Annotated in this window: 15 protein-coding genes; 4 read left to right on the forward strand and 11 right to left on the reverse strand. The window is 56.5% G+C overall.

Features of this window, described 5'->3' with window-relative positions:
* The first annotated feature begins 44 nt into the window (after nt 1–44).
* On the forward strand, nt 45–998 hold the full coding sequence (locus ACXAIA_RS16790; protein ID WP_475350337.1) for a DUF2608 domain-containing protein: 954 nt from the start codon (nt 45–47) through the stop codon (nt 996–998).
* 97 nt (nt 999–1,095) lie between these two features.
* On the opposite strand, the gene ACXAIA_RS16795 is transcribed toward ACXAIA_RS16790, so the two are convergent.
* From ACXAIA_RS16795 to ACXAIA_RS16830, 8 genes are all read right to left on the reverse strand, one after another.
* Complete coding sequence (locus tag ACXAIA_RS16795) at nt 1,096–1,926, reverse strand: phosphodiesterase (RefSeq protein ID WP_475350338.1); 831 nt, start codon at nt 1,924–1,926, stop codon at nt 1,096–1,098.
* Nucleotides 1,927–1,981: 55 nt separating this feature from the next.
* Entirely contained in the window at nt 1,982–3,076 is a 1,095-nt protein-coding gene (locus ACXAIA_RS16800; protein ID WP_475350339.1) for an ABC transporter ATP-binding protein, read from the reverse strand.
* Entirely contained in the window at nt 3,076–3,885 is an 810-nt protein-coding gene (locus ACXAIA_RS16805) for an ABC transporter permease (RefSeq protein ID WP_475350340.1), read from the reverse strand. The genes ACXAIA_RS16800 and ACXAIA_RS16805 overlap by 1 nt, the downstream gene beginning before the upstream one ends.
* Nucleotide 3,886: 1 nt before the next feature.
* Entirely contained in the window at nt 3,887–4,792 is a 906-nt protein-coding gene (locus tag ACXAIA_RS16810) for an ABC transporter permease (protein ID WP_475350341.1), read from the reverse strand.
* 1 nt (nt 4,793) lies between these two features.
* Nucleotides 4,794–5,804 (reverse strand): ABC transporter substrate-binding protein, encoded by a 1,011-nt coding sequence (locus tag ACXAIA_RS16815; RefSeq protein ID WP_475350342.1) that lies wholly within the window; start codon nt 5,802–5,804, stop codon nt 4,794–4,796.
* An 11-nt stretch (nt 5,805–5,815) separates the two neighbouring features.
* Complete coding sequence (locus ACXAIA_RS16820; RefSeq protein ID WP_475350343.1) at nt 5,816–6,862, reverse strand: LacI family DNA-binding transcriptional regulator; 1,047 nt, start codon at nt 6,860–6,862, stop codon at nt 5,816–5,818.
* 276 nt (nt 6,863–7,138) lie between these two features.
* A complete protein-coding gene (locus ACXAIA_RS16825; protein ID WP_475350344.1) occupies nt 7,139–8,542 on the reverse strand; it encodes an ATP-binding protein in 1,404 nt (467 codons plus the stop codon).
* Nucleotides 8,542–9,201 (reverse strand): response regulator, encoded by a 660-nt coding sequence (locus tag ACXAIA_RS16830; protein WP_475350345.1) that lies wholly within the window; start codon nt 9,199–9,201, stop codon nt 8,542–8,544. Before ACXAIA_RS16830 ends, ACXAIA_RS16825 begins: the two co-directional genes overlap by 1 nt.
* A 162-nt stretch (nt 9,202–9,363) precedes the next feature.
* Between ACXAIA_RS16830 and ACXAIA_RS16835 the strand changes: the two genes are divergently transcribed.
* Together ACXAIA_RS16835 and ACXAIA_RS16840 are read left to right on the forward strand one after the other, a co-directional pair.
* Entirely contained in the window at nt 9,364–9,666 is a 303-nt protein-coding gene (locus ACXAIA_RS16835; protein WP_475350346.1) for a PepSY domain-containing protein, read from the forward strand.
* A gap of 136 nt (nt 9,667–9,802) precedes the next feature.
* A complete protein-coding gene (locus ACXAIA_RS16840; protein ID WP_475350347.1) occupies nt 9,803–10,336 on the forward strand; it encodes a cytochrome b/b6 domain-containing protein in 534 nt (177 codons plus the stop codon).
* A 132-nt stretch (nt 10,337–10,468) separates the two neighbouring features.
* On the opposite strand, the gene ACXAIA_RS16845 is transcribed toward ACXAIA_RS16840, so the two are convergent.
* Nucleotides 10,469–11,023, reverse strand: a complete 555-nt coding sequence (locus ACXAIA_RS16845) for a sugar O-acetyltransferase (RefSeq protein WP_475350348.1) — start codon at nt 11,021–11,023, stop codon at nt 10,469–10,471.
* Nucleotides 11,024–11,150: 127 nt separating this feature from the next.
* Nucleotides 11,151–12,119 carry an alpha/beta hydrolase family protein gene (locus ACXAIA_RS16850; RefSeq protein WP_475350349.1) on the reverse strand — a complete coding sequence of 323 codons (969 nt, stop codon included), beginning with the start codon at nt 12,117–12,119 and terminating at the stop codon, nt 11,151–11,153.
* 179 nt (nt 12,120–12,298) lie between these two features.
* Here ACXAIA_RS16850 and ACXAIA_RS16855 point away from each other — a divergent pair, with 179 nt between their 5' ends.
* Nucleotides 12,299–12,919, forward strand: coding sequence for a TetR/AcrR family transcriptional regulator (locus ACXAIA_RS16855; protein ID WP_475350350.1), 621 nt, complete (start codon nt 12,299–12,301; stop codon nt 12,917–12,919).
* Nucleotides 12,920–12,923: 4 nt separating this feature from the next.
* Here ACXAIA_RS16855 and ACXAIA_RS16860 read toward each other — a convergent pair whose 3' ends face one another.
* On the reverse strand, nt 12,924–13,967 hold the full coding sequence (locus ACXAIA_RS16860) for a patatin-like phospholipase family protein (protein ID WP_475350351.1): 1,044 nt from the start codon (nt 13,965–13,967) through the stop codon (nt 12,924–12,926).
* Between the last annotated feature and the right edge of the window lie 9 nt (nt 13,968–13,976).

The following is a 13,976-nucleotide window of genomic DNA, read 5'->3' on the forward strand; positions in this document are numbered from 1 at the left end:
ACCAACACACCGAATGACCAGGCTTTTACTGGCAGGAGAATCAAATGAAATTTGCCATGGTTGCGTTCTTATCCGCCCTTGTATTGTCAGGATGTACGTCATCTGGCAACAACCATGCAACTCTCTCGTCGGTTGGCTCTTTTGTGGAAATGGAAAGCAAAATAGCGTCTTGGAACGACCCGGCCATTGCCAACACTTTGATCGTCATGGACGATGACGATACCCTGACGATGATGGATTGCCCGGAGCAGAACGATCCCGATGCGTGTCAGTATATTGGTGGTCCAGCTTGGTATGCTTGGCAATCGGACATTCTAGATGAACCAGACAATCCCTATCGCGTTGCCAAGAGCGAAAATGATCTTCTCGACATATCGGCTCTTCTGCTTTCCATGAATCAAATGCCGTATACTGATCCGAATATCCCGGTGGTTTTGCAAAACCTCGTCGACAAAGGCGCACGTCTGCTGGTTTTAACCGCCCGTGGCAACAGCAATCTATCTGCTACCGAAGCGCAATTCACAAAGCTCAAAATCCAAAACACAGACTTTCTCAGCTTCATAAAAGATAACGCACTTCTGGGAAGTCGCAGCGATATTGCAAGTATCGCGGGGCCTGTTATTCCTGCTGACTGCCCAGCACGAATTCCTGTGACTTATCAACAAGGCGTGATGTATGTCTCAGGACAAAACAAAGGTCTGATGTTACAATGCCTGATGGCAATTACCGACGCTGGCAACGTCCGAAATATCGTATTTCTTGATGATACGGCGGCAAATGTTCAAGACGTTTATGATGCATTCAAAAACAACAGTAACTTAAACGTCCTTGCCTTGCATTACACTAAGCTCGAAAAGCACAAAGAAGCCCTAAGCGAAAAGACAGGCGCCACCGCATCCGGCAATAAGTATCAGATAAAAGCACATACGCGCTGGACTGGTCTTAAAGCTGTACTCGAACAGCAATTATTGCAGCCCAATCTGCCAGATACCAACTGAAGCCAAGAAATATAGCTCTTCAGTCTGACTGACAGCCTGGCACCTGGGGCTCAGGGCATTCAACGGCCCAGAGCCCCAGTGCAATATCCGTTCCTCATCATACAATCAGTTTGCCGTTCTCATCAAAGAACGGATGCGGTCCGTCATATTGGTCGACATAGGCCAGATAGGTCAAAAGGCAGTTCTGCTTTTCATCCCAGCGGTGCAAATGCATTGCGGGCGGCTCCATGGTGAAGGCTGACGGCCCGTCATCGCGCAGATCCAGCGCAACCTGATGAGCGATTGAGGGCGCAACAATCAATGGCACGCCCGCCCATCTGGTGTGGATCGGACGATGAAGATGGCCACACATGATCGCCTGAATACGGTCTTTGTGTTCCAGCACGATCTGGGCAAATGTCTCCGCCCCGCTTAGCAGTCGCTGATCATCCATATGCTTGATCCCGACCTCGACCGGCGGATGATGGATAAACAAGACACAAGGCCGGTCGTCACCGTCATTTAGCGTGCGCTCAAGCCAGTCCAACCGCACAGAACACAACTTGCCCTCTGGCCGACCTTCATCAAGACTATCAAGCGCGATCAGCCGGATCGGTCCGGCATCGACCACATAATTGATGAACCCACTGCCGTCTTCGATCGGCATCGCATCGGGAAAGGCTGCCCGCAGTGGTGTGCGTTGGTCATGGTTGCCCGGGATCATATAGAACGGCACGTCAAGGTCGCGCAGAATATCGGCCACCAGCGCATATTCATCCGACGTGCCCAGATCGCCAATATCACCTGTAAACAGAACCATATCCGGGCGCGGCACCATGGCATTCACCCGTGCCGCAGCCCGTTCAAGGGCCGTTGCCGTATCGACCTTGCGATAAGCCAGACGCCGCCCGGCACCGATATGCAGATCGGTCAATTGCGCAATAAGCATGTTCTTGAAGTCTCTCGTATCTGGAAATTGTTATTATTGTTGGGATTGGCAAATGTCAGCGCGCGGCAAACACGGCGAGGCGCTCAGGCACCAATCGACAATGCACCGTCTCGCCCGGCATCATGGTTGTATCCGGATCGGTATCAACCAACACAGCCCCCTCGCCGATGCCCGAAACCGTCACACGCAATCGTTCCCCCAAATAGGAAACGGCCTCGACCGTGGCGGTGAAATGGGCCTCCTCAGCACTGCAAAGCGCAAGACCATCGGCCCGGAAATAAATCTCTGACATGCCGTCGGTGGTCTGGCTGGCATTCCATGCGGGTGAAACATCAACATCAACCCGGCCCAGTAACGCCCGGCCCTGATCGATATCGACCTTCAGACAGTTACTCGCCCCGACAAAATCGGCGACAAACGGGGTTTTCGGCGCGCGATAGATTTCCTGTGGCGTCCCGATCTGCGCGACCTCTCCCTTTTGCATCACCACGATCCGATCACCTAGGGCCATGGCTTCTTCCTGATCATGAGTGACGTAAATCGCGGTAATGCCAAGCTTGCGCAAAAGCGCATTGATCTCGGTCCTCAACCTCACGCGCAGCTTGGCGTCAAGGGCGGTTAACGGCTCATCCAAAAGTAATACACGCGGGCGCGGTGCAATGGCCCGCGCAAGGGCGACACGCTGACGCTGCCCACCGGAAAGCTGATCGACACGGCGATTGGCCAGCATGTCGATATGCATCATTTCCAGCATCTCGCGCACGCGTTGGTCACGCTCGGCCTTGGCAACCTTTTGCACCTTAAGGCCATAGGCGACGTTTTCGGCCACCGTCATATTGGGAAACAGCGCATAGGACTGAAACACCATGCCGACCCGACGTTGCTCAATCGACTGGCGGGTCACGTCATCTTCGCCAAAATGGATCGCGCCCCCCGCATCGGGGAATTCCAACCCGGCAATCATGCGCAAAATCGTCGTTTTGCCACAACCCGACGGCCCCAGCAAAACCAGCGTCTCCCCCGCCGTAATCGACAGATCAAATGGCATCAAGGCGCGCGTACCATCGGCAAAGGTCTTGGCACAGTTTGTCAGCTTGATCGCAGTTCCGGCGTCTTGCGCCCGCCCTGCCTTGTTCTGGGAAATGGTCATTATTTATCCTTCGCCGTCGCACGTGCGGGCTTGCTGCCGCGGTTTGCCAGTACTTGCATGGCAATCAGCAACGGCATGATCAGTACAAAGAAAATCAGGGTATAGGCACTACCGATCTCAAGACGCATGGAGGCATAGGAATCCGCAAGCCCGACCGGCAGCGTCTTGGTCAATGGCGTATGCAACATCCAGGTCAGGTTGAACTCCCCGACCGACAGTGTCACCACCATCAATGCCCCGGCCAGAATGCCCGGCTTGGCATTGGGTACAATCACGGTACAGAACCGTCGCCAGAACCCGGCACCAAGGCTGGCCGCACCTTCTTCAAGGGTTTTCATATCCATCGCCGACATCACGGCTGCAACAGACCGCACCATGAATGGCAGGGTAAACAGCACATGCCCGGTCAGGATGAAAAGCCAACTGGATCGATATCCACTGACCCCGCCATAGGTAATCAAAAGTGCCAACGCCAATGCCAGGCCGGGGATGGCCACCGGAAGGGTCAGCAATTCTTCAAACAGCCGGGTGGCCCGGCCGGGCTTGCGCACCAAAACATACGCCAACGGCACGCCTGCAATCAGGGTCACAAACAGGCACGCAATCGCCAGCCACAATGACAAGAAGATGCTTGATGCATAAAGGTCCCAGACCTCGAATATCCAGCGCAGCGTTAGGCCCGATGAAAGTCCCTGAAACACATTGACGGTCACCCCGGCAAGCGCGGACATCACAATCGGCACGACGATAAAAAGACACAGCAAAATGGTCAGGCCAAGCTGTGCGTAAAAGACACCTGTGCGTCGCATATCATGCCCCTCCACGCACCGGCAGGCTCTTGCCCTCGCCGGTAAAGCTGCGCACCGCAGCCAGGCAGGCCCAGGTAATCAGGCCCAGAACGATGCTAAGCGCTGCGGCCACCGGGATATTGGCGTTACGGGTAAACTCGGTATAGATCACCATCGGCAACACATCGATATCGGTCGCCAGCGTAAAGGCCGTACCAAACGCGCCCATCGCGGTCGCAAAACAAATCGCCCCCGATGAAATCAGGCCGGGCATGAGGCCGGGCAAAATCACATCACAAATCACACGAAACCGCGACGCCCCAAGGGATCGCGCAGCTTCTTCAAGCTGCAGATCAAGCTTCTCGGCAGAGGCCATCACTGCCAAAATCACCCGCGGGATCGAAAAATACAGATAACCGATAAAAAGCCCGGCAATGTCATAGGCAAAGACAAGCTTCGACCCAAACGCCGCATCGGTCAGTCCACCAATCACACCCTGCCGCCCGGCCAGCATGATCACCATGAAACCAACCACCGTGCCCGGAAACGACAGTGGCAAGGTCAATGTCCCGATCAGAATGCTGCGTCCGGCAAATCTGTTGCGCACCAAAAACAGCCCGACAATCGCACACAGGATCAGCGCCATCACCGTAACGCCGGCCGACATCACCAATGTCTGGATCAGGCTTTCAAGATAGCGCCCGTTGGTCAGGATCAGAAAATAGGTCGCCCAGCCTTCCGGTCCGTTGCCAACTTCAAAGGCAACGCGCGCCAGCGGGATCAAAAAGAAGGCCGCAACAATCACCAACCCCGGGATCAAAAGGATCGACAGGATCGCCGGGCTCGCCGCCGCAGCACGCGGGGTCATAAAGGATGACAGCAAGGAAGGGCGCGAACGCCCCTCCTTCAGATCAATGTCAATCGACACCTTAACGTACCTCGGAAAGATAGCGGTCAGAGAAACCGGTCTGCACCGTGGCCATTTTGGCGTAATCAACCGGCTGGGAACGGGCATAGTCGGCATCCGGCAGGAATTTCGACGACGCTTCTTCCGACATTGCGCTCGGGATGATCGGACGCAGGAAGGCATTTGCCCAATGGGCCTGGCCTTTGTCTGACATCACGTAATCCAGAACCTTCTTGCCGTTCTCGCCATGCGGGTTGTTGGCAACCAGGCTCATGACGTACGGCACGGTCACCGTGCCCTCGGACGGGATCACGAATTCAACATTGGCGCTGTCTTTGTATTTAGCGCGATAGGCGTTGAAATCGTAATCAAGCAGGATCGGAATTTCGCCCGACAGAACACGGGCATAGGCAGTCTGCTTCGGAACGATCGGATCGTTTTCCTTCAGCTTCTTGAAGAACTCGATACCCGGGGTGAAATCATCGAGCGAACCACCCATGGCACGGTTGATCGCAACCGCACCGGCATAACCGACAAAGGCGCTCGACGGATCAAGATAACCAACCATACCGGCATACTCCGGCTTCAAAAGGTCGTTCCAGCTCTGCGGAACCGGCGCACCGTCAAGGGCATCAACATTGACAAACAGGCCAATCGTGCCGGAATGGATGGCAAACCATGCACCGTTCGGATCTTTCAGACCATCTGGGATGGCGTCAAAGTTGGTCGGCTTGTAGTTCTGAACCACGCCGGCTTCATTGGCCTTGATGCCAAACGACACCCCGTAATAGGCAACATCGGCAACCGGGTTTTCTTTTTCAGCCAGAAGCTGTGACAGGGTCTGGCCCGAGTTCTTGTTATCCTGCGGGACATCAATGCCCAGATCGTTCGAGATATTCTTGAGCTGTCCGCCCCAATCGGCCCATTCAGGCGGGCAGTTATAGCAGATGGCTGCTTCATCAGCGAAGGCAGGCTGGGCCGCCGTGGCGGCAACCGCAAGGCTCACACCCATGACAAGTTGTTTGAAACGCACTTTTGATCTCCCTATAATCGGGGTGATGACTGACGCCGGGCAGGTCCGATCGACTCACCCTTGCTAAGTTGATGGGGCAAAAGCAAACTTTGCGGTTTCGTTTGCCCCCGTATCAGGCCCAGCAGGAATGCAAGCGCCTGCTGGCCCATCTTCTGGGTGGGTTGAACGGCCGAACACAGTTTCGGTGTGATCAGCCCACCCACCGCAATTCCATCAATTCCCCCGACCGACACAGCCCCGGGCACCGAAAGCCCGTGGGTGCGGCATGCGCTGATTGCCGCAATCGCCAGCATGTCGGTCGAACAGACAAGACCGGTCACCGCATTTGGCCCGGTCAGAAAACTTTCAAGAATGTCATCAAGGTTGGTCTCGCCAAATCCGACCTGACAAAGGCGCGGCGCGGCGATATCGTTAATGCCCTCTGACGCAGCGTCACGAAGCGCCTGACAAAAACCGTCATAGCGCTGACGCGAACGGTCAGAACTTTCAAACCGGCCCGCCACCATCGCCAGATTGCGATGGCCCTGTACGATCATGGATTTTGTGATGTCATAAGCCGACTTGGCGTTATCGACACTGATCGATGCGACATCCGTTCGGGTCGGCTGGTTAAACAGCAAAACGAACGGGATGTTTTCGCTGATCAACAGATCAGTCACCCGGTTATCATCGGCATTGGCCAATGTCAGGATCAACCCGTCCACCCGGTTATTAAGCAAAGTCGAAACCGCGCCAAGTTCGCGTTCGGGATCATATTCCGACGATGTCAAAAGCACGGTCATGCCATCTTCATGGGCGGCCTGTTCGATCCCCTGCACCGATGTTGCAAAGACCGGGTTGGCCATGGTCGGCACCAGAACCCCGACCGACCGCGTTTCCGACATTTTGAGCCGTCGACCATTCATGTTCGGCCGATATTTCAAATACGCCATCGCCGCCCGCACGCGCTCGACTGTCTCAACCGGCACCTCATCGGGGCTGTTGATCACCCGTGATACGGTTGCGATTGAAACGCCGGCCTTTCCGGCCACAGTGCGCATGGTGGGCTTGGATGTCATCTGCAACAAAACTCCTTCGACGGGACAAACCATACCCAACGAAGAAGTCAGTTCGATAACGCTTACGTTTCAGTTTGATGAACATTTGAAACGTTTACAATGGCGGAAAACCGCCATTTATGACGTTTCGATTTCAAAACATAAATCGGTAAGATTTCTCACCGAACGCAAATATTCAACCGCGCCCAATCCGGCCCCATCATTCACCAGCTGCCTTTTGGGCGCGTGTTTAGGGAATGCTATTTTACGTTCTATGCACGGCGGTGGCGTCGATGCCTAACTCTGATGCAAACAAAGCTCGGCCATGAAGCCGTCCGTATGGTTCGGTCGTGGTGAATAAAGCTTGAGTTCGGCCTTGGTGTTGCGTGCAATCGCCTCGACAATCGCAAGGCCTAGGCCTGATCCGTCGGCCTTGCTGCTGGATCGTTTGAACCGGGTGGTCAGTTGGCTGAGTTCTGCCGGGCTGATGGCCGCACCGCCGTTTGACACCTGCACGGTATGCCCGTCCACCACGGTGATATCGACCGACTGGTCATCGCCACCATATTTCAGGGCATTCTCAATCAGGTTACGCATGCAAATGGCAAAGGCGTCATGGTCGATATTGGCTAAGAGAGTCGCCAGATTATCAGCATCAAAGCGGATCTCGGCCCCGTGCATCCCGGCCCGTTTCAGATCCTCGATCACAAGGCCAAGCGTCGGGCCAAGCTCCTGATTATGTCCGGTCGGGCTAAAGCCACCGCTCGATTCCGCGCGCGCCAGCTGCAAAAGCTTTTCGGACAACCGCGACAGGCGTTTAAGCGCCTCTTCGGTCTGAACCGCGCGTTTACGGCTTTCATGACCTTCGGGCAGCTCCAGCACCAGTCGCTGTGTTTGCGCCAGTGCCACGGCAATCGGCGTGCGCAGCTCATGCGCGCTATTGGCGGTAAAGCTGCGCTCGACACTTAAGGCTGCCTCAAGCTTGGCCATCAGCCGGTTGACGGCTGTGACGATGGTGTTGATTTCCTCGATCGGGTCGTCCTGCGTAATCGGGGTCAGGTTGCCCTCCCCGCGTGCCTCGATCTCGTTGCGTACTTGCCGCACCGGGCCAAGCGCGCGGGTGACACTATAGACCACCGCCAGAATGGTCACAGGGATCAAAAAGATCAGCGGGGTAAATTGCGACACCACCGTTTCAATGATCGCTTCATTGCGGTGTTCGGTCGGCTCGGCCACCTGCATGAACATGTCACCATTGCCGGTCAGGCTGGTATAGACTCGGACGTCATCGCCATTGCTAAAACCGGGTCTGAGCGGCGCATCAAACGGTTTGTCCGGTGCATTTTGGGAGCGCAGCAAAACCGCGCCATCCGCGTTGCGCAGCTGATATTGCATGAAGTCATCGAAATCGTCGAAATCCTCGTCATAGTCGCTGTCGTCGTCATCGCCCAGCTCGACGTCAAATCCCGGCTCGGGCAGCACAACGATCCCGCCATCGCCCCTGTGGTTTTCAAGATAATCAATCACAAGCGTCGATGCCCGCCGTGATGTTTCAATAAGGGCGGTATCCGCCCCCTCCTCCATCTCATGGCGTGCGGTATAGGCCGCAAACGCCGCGCCAATCACCCAGAACAGTGCAACAATCACCGTCAGGCGTTTTGTCAGAATATATTGCAGACTGTTTTGCGCCCTGATCTTCATTATCCCTCAACCCGATAGCCGACACCGCGCACGGTCTTGATCACGTCGCGGCCAAGCTTGCGGCGCAGGCGGCTGACATAAACCTCGACCGTGTTGCTTTCGATCTCCGCCCCAAATTCATACAGCGCTTCTTCAAGCTGGCGTTTGGATAATGTCTGGCCCGGCCGTTTGACCATCTGATCAAACAGCGCCCATTCGCGCGAGGTCAAATCAACCTGCGCCCCGTCGCGCAACACCGACCGCCCGGCAAGGTCGACCTCGACCCCGCCATCCAGTTCGACAAATGGATTGGGATTGCCGCTATAGCGCCGCGATACCGCCGCCAGGCGCGCGGAAAGCTCATTCAGATCAAACGGCTTCACAAGGTAATCATCCGCCCCGGCATTCAGCCCCGCGATCCGGTCTGAAATCTGATCCTGTGCGGTCAGGATAATGCACGGTGTCGCCGATCCCCGGCGGCGCAAATCGCGCAGCAGATCAAGCCCCTTGCCATCAGGCAGGTTCAGATCAAGCAGCAACACATCATAATTGGTCCCGCGCAGCATGATCTCGGCATCGACCACGCTTGCGCTGTGATCCACCGCCTCGCCCGCGGCCAGCAAATGATCGCGCACCGCGTCTGCCAACATCACTTCATCTTCGACCAGAAGAATACGCACCCCGACCTCATCCCCATGCTTCGCACAATCGAACCTGGCTATCGGCCCTTCCTGACAGCAAGCTGAACACGGGCGATATCGCGTTTCAGTTTGCTGTCAGGAAACCGCGTCATAGTCCGGGTCGATCATGACATTCCCCCTATCTTACGAAGGAACCACGCCATGAAAAACACTGTTTTGAAGAAAGCCGCCCTTGGCAGTTTTGCCGCCGCCCTGCTCGCCACCACCTCCCTTGGCCTCAGCACCAATATCGCACAGGCCAGTGATGATTACTGCAACGCGCCGAAAGCCGAATGGCAGAGCATGGATGCGCTGAAGGAAAAGCTGACTGCGGACGGCTGGGACATCCGCAAGATCAAGGAAGATGAAGGCTGTTTTGAGGTTTACGCCATCAAGCCGGACGGCAAGAAGGTTGAGGCCTATTTCAACCCGGCCACTTTCGAACTCGTCAAGGAAGAAGACTGATCTTCCTTTCGGCTGAGCGCGGCTCTGAGCAATGCTGTCCCCTGGCCCCGTGCCTGCCTGCACGTGTGCCCTTGCTCAGGACCGCCTCCCCGAACCTGTTTACCCGACAAAACCCGCACCAACAGGAGCACGCATCATGTCTGTCAAAGTATGGGACCCGTTTGTTCGCCTGTTTCACTGGGGACTGGCGGCAAGTTTCGTCATCGCCTGGATCACGGCCGATGAATGGGACAACCTGCATGAATGGGCGGGATATGCTGCCGGCTGTCTGATTGCGGTGCGCCTCGTCTGGGGTCTGATCGGCACGCGTTATGCCCGCTTTACCCAGTTCATCAAAAGCCCCCGGGCAACGCTTAAATATCTTGGCGATATCCTGCGCGGCACCGAACACCGTTATGTCGGCCACAATCCGGCCGGGGCCGCCATGATCATTGCCCTCATCCTCGCCATGGCCGGCTGTGCGCTGACAGGCTGGATGTACACCACTACCGTGTTCTGGGGCTCGGAATGGATCGAGGAAACCCACGAGGCACTGGCAAACGGCCTGCTGTTCCTCGTACTGCTGCATGTCGGCGGCGTCATCCTGGCCAGCCTGCGCCATCATGAAAATCTGGTGCGTGCCATGGTCACTGGCCGCAAACGCCGCCCGGCGACCGACGATATCGCCTGAACGAGCATTCCCGCTCAACACTTACCCTGTGACATCCTGAAAAGGTTTGTCCCAACTTGGAGCTCGCGATGAACTCCACGGCAACCGCGTCCACCCCTGGCCGGTTGCCTCTTTTTTGGGGAGATGATGTTCCTAACGCCCAACCGGCTTGGCCGGGTTCCCGACATCTGTCGCCCCGGCAGCAACGTCACGCGTCACAACCGATCCGGCGCCAATGATCGCTTCATCGCCAATGGTAATGCCGGGCAGAATGATCGCCCCGCCACCGATCCAGACATTGTCGCCAATCGTCACCGGCTTGGCGATTTCAAGATGCTGCTTGCGCAGTTCCGGATCGCGATGATGGTCGGCACAGTAGATCTGCACATTCGGGCCCAGCATCGAATGTTTGCCGATCTTGACCGGGGCTGTATCCAAAATCACGCAGCCGACATTCAAAAACACATCCTCGGCCAGATGAATATTGATGCCATAGGCACAATGAAACCGCGCCTCGATCCGCACATCATCCGCACACTCCGCAAACAACGCGCGGAGCTTCGGGCCGATATTGCCGCGTTCCGCCGGATACAGCACGCTATGCTCATGACAGGCTTCAAGCGCGCGATGGCGCATCACGGTTATTTCCGGATCAAGGCAGGAATACCAATCACCGGACTGCATTTTCTCAAACTCGCTTTGGGGCATGATGGTCAGGAACCTTGTTGGCAACGATCGACAGGGTACGCCGGATTGACGGCAACCGCAATCTGCACCGCCCGCCATTGACCAACGCGAACCATCACTGACCACCATGCCCGGCAACGCAGGTACCCTACTTGCCCGTCACATACGCCAGATCCGCACACTGGGCCGCCAGCGCATCACACGCCCTTGCCCACACCAGATCATCGCCCTCAAGCGCACTGCGCAAATAGGCCGCTGTCATCCGCTGGGTCACGGCAAGGCGGTCGGGATCTTCGTCATCAGTTTCCTTGGCATCATAACCGGCAATGCCGCCAAGCCCGTGTTTACCGCCCCTAAGGGTGAGCAAAAAGTCACTGCCCGGACTGCAATAAAACGGATCGGTATGCCATGCCGCCCCGCGCGTGGTCAGATGCGGGTTGTCATCCGCATCGCCTGCGACGACAAGGGTACGTGTGGTCATGTGGGAAAAATCGGGGTTCATGATTGTATAGTTTGCACGGGCATGCGCGCTCAGACTTTCGCCGCCATTGCCCGGTGCGGCCAACAAAACCCCAACCTTGATCCGCGGCTCCATCAGGTTCACCTCCTGCACCGCCGGATCCGCCGTATCGCTCAGGCGTGTCCCCAGCAACATGCCAACAGTATGCCCGCCCAGCGAATGCCCCACCGCTGCAATCCGATCATGGTCCAGACGCCCGGCAAGGATCGGCTGGCCCGCCTCGATCTCGGCGAGATGATCAAGGATATGTTTGAAGTCCGCCACCCGCGAGCGCCAGAAAAACGGCGCCCCCGGCGCATCCGCGCCAAACCCGGCAACCTTCGAATTGCCATGCGTTGGCTGGATCACGACAAAGCCCTGCTCGGCATAAAACTGTGCGAGCGGGCCATAGCCGTTCATCGACGGAATATAAAGCGACGGCCCGTGCCCGTGCGACAGCAGGATGACCGGGAGCCTGGTCCCCTCGGCCGGTGCCGTAATCCGCATTTCAATCGGCTGCGGTCGGTCCGCCATGGGCAAGGTGACCGGACAGATTGATACCGCTGTAACCGCATCCTGAACCGGAATATGACGCGCACTTGTAATCAGGTTATTCATGGCAAACATCCTTGTTTTGCTTGGCGAAACGGCTGATTTCGCCTATAAACCAACAAACGGAACAACGTTCCTGTTGCTGTTTTAAATACGGAACACTGTTCCGTTTATCAAGCATGAATATCAGCGCCCGGAGTCCGTCTGCGCCGCGTTGACCGGGTTAAGTGTGGAAAAACAAAGAGATGCAGGAAGAAACTACCGGCACAAAAAAACGCATCCGCGCCGATGCCGCCCGCAATGAAGACGCCGTGCTTGAGGCTGCCAAGACGGTTTTTGCCAAATCGGGCGTCGATGCGCCGGTGCGTGAAATTGCCAAAACTGCCGGGGTGGGTGTTGGCACGCTCTATCGCCGTTTTCCCAAACGAAGTGATCTTGTGGTTGCCGTCTTCAAACGCGAAGTCGATGCCTGTGCTGCGGATGCCAAAACACTTGCCGCGGACTATCCACCGGGGGAGGCCCTGTCGCGTTGGCTAAGGCGCTATTGCCAATTCATCGTGACGAAAAAGGGATTGGCGTCCTCGCTTCATTCGGGCGATCCGGCCTTTGATGCGCTGCCCGATTACTTCCGCAGCAACTTTGAACCGGCCCTTGAAAGCCTGCTGGCTGCCGCGGCCAAGGCGGGCGAAGCACGATCAGACATCGACGCCTTTGATCTGCTGCGCGCAATTGGCAACCTCGCAAGTGCAGGAAGCCAATCCGGCGGCAACACTGACGACCCCGAACAGAATGAAGGCATGCAGCATACCTATCGCATGCTTGATCTGATGATCGATGGCCTGCGTTTTGGCAAGCGCGCGGATTAATGCGCTAAACGTAATCCGGCGCAAACTGCTCAAGATCGAGCGTCGGGCGGGTGCCGATATCGCCGCGATGGGCATCAAGGAAATGCCCCGCCGCCTCGCGCCCCTTGTCGCGCAGCATGGTCATGAAGTCCCATTCCGCATTCATCTTGGTCGTGTGATCAAGTTCCAGCATCACGTCGCTGGCGATCAGATGCATCCGCATGGTGCCCCAACTGCTGGCCTCGCACTGATGGGGCGGCATGTCCTTGCGGATCACCGACATCATGCGCAGCTCCTTCACCAGGCTGCTGTTAAACGAAATCTCGTTCAGCCGACTTGAGATCTCGTGCGAGGTTTTCGGGATCCCCGGCCGCTTGACCGGGTTGATCTGCACCAGAACCGTGTCATTGGCCGAACATTCCCGCACCAGCGGACCGAGGCTCGGATTGCCGGAATATCCGCCATCCCAATAAGGCACGCCATCAATCTCGACGGTCTTATAGATATTGGGCAAACAGGCAGAGGCGAGGAGCACATCAAGGCTGATATCAGGGTTGCGAAACACCCTTGCCTGCCCGGTTTCCACATTGGTTGCGGTGATAAAAAGCTTGGTCGGGCTTTTGTTCAAAAGATCGAAATCAACCACATCCCCCAACAGCCCCGCCAGCGGATTATCCCCCACCGGGTTCAAATCAAAGGGCGAAAACATCTTGGCGGACATATCAAGCCACTGATACATCGGCGAACTGCCAAGCGACCAGTTGCCAAACAGGACATCAATCGGGGATCGCTGCAGCGGGCTGAACCGCGCGGCTTCGGAAACCGCCGACCAGAACGCCTCAAGATCCTCGCGCGCCCCCTTATGCCCGCCCTTGCAAAAGCCCGATGTCACCACAGCCGCATTCATCGCCCCGGCAGACGTGCCCGAAATCGCCTCAAGCTCGATCTCTTCATCCTCAAGCAAACGATCCAGAACGCCCCAGGTAAACGCCCCGTGCGATCCCCCGCCCTGCAGGGCCAGATTGATCTTCTTGCGGGGCTTTGACGCGTTCTTCGTATCCGTGCTCATGCCATCTCC

The organism is Thalassospira sp. ABL2_045, from assembly GCF_056161285.1.

Coding starts and splice junctions, on each gene's coding strand:
- ACXAIA_RS16860 (WP_475350351.1), bottom strand. CDS start 13,967: ATGAGCACGGATACGAAGAACGCGTCAAAGCCCCGCAAGAAGATCAAT.
- ACXAIA_RS16825 (WP_475350344.1), bottom strand. CDS start 8,542: ATGAAGATCAGGGCGCAAAACAGTCTGCAATATATTCTGACAAAACGC.
- ACXAIA_RS16845 (WP_475350348.1), bottom strand. CDS start 11,023: ATGCCCCAAAGCGAGTTTGAGAAAATGCAGTCCGGTGATTGGTATTCC.
- ACXAIA_RS16820 (WP_475350343.1), bottom strand. CDS start 6,862: ATGACATCCAAGCCCACCATGCGCACTGTGGCCGGAAAGGCCGGCGTT.
- ACXAIA_RS16805 (WP_475350340.1), bottom strand. CDS start 3,885: ATGCGACGCACAGGTGTCTTTTACGCACAGCTTGGCCTGACCATTTTG.
- ACXAIA_RS16850 (WP_475350349.1), bottom strand. CDS start 12,119: ATGAATAACCTGATTACAAGTGCGCGTCATATTCCGGTTCAGGATGCG.
- ACXAIA_RS16795 (WP_475350338.1), bottom strand. CDS start 1,926: ATGCTTATTGCGCAATTGACCGATCTGCATATCGGTGCCGGGCGGCGT.
- ACXAIA_RS16840 (WP_475350347.1), top strand. CDS start 9,803: ATGTCTGTCAAAGTATGGGACCCGTTTGTTCGCCTGTTTCACTGGGGA.
- ACXAIA_RS16790 (WP_475350337.1), top strand. CDS start 45: ATGAAATTTGCCATGGTTGCGTTCTTATCCGCCCTTGTATTGTCAGGA.
- ACXAIA_RS16855 (WP_475350350.1), top strand. CDS start 12,299: ATGCAGGAAGAAACTACCGGCACAAAAAAACGCATCCGCGCCGATGCC.
- ACXAIA_RS16800 (WP_475350339.1), bottom strand. CDS start 3,076: ATGACCATTTCCCAGAACAAGGCAGGGCGGGCGCAAGACGCCGGAACT.
- ACXAIA_RS16835 (WP_475350346.1), top strand. CDS start 9,364: ATGAAAAACACTGTTTTGAAGAAAGCCGCCCTTGGCAGTTTTGCCGCC.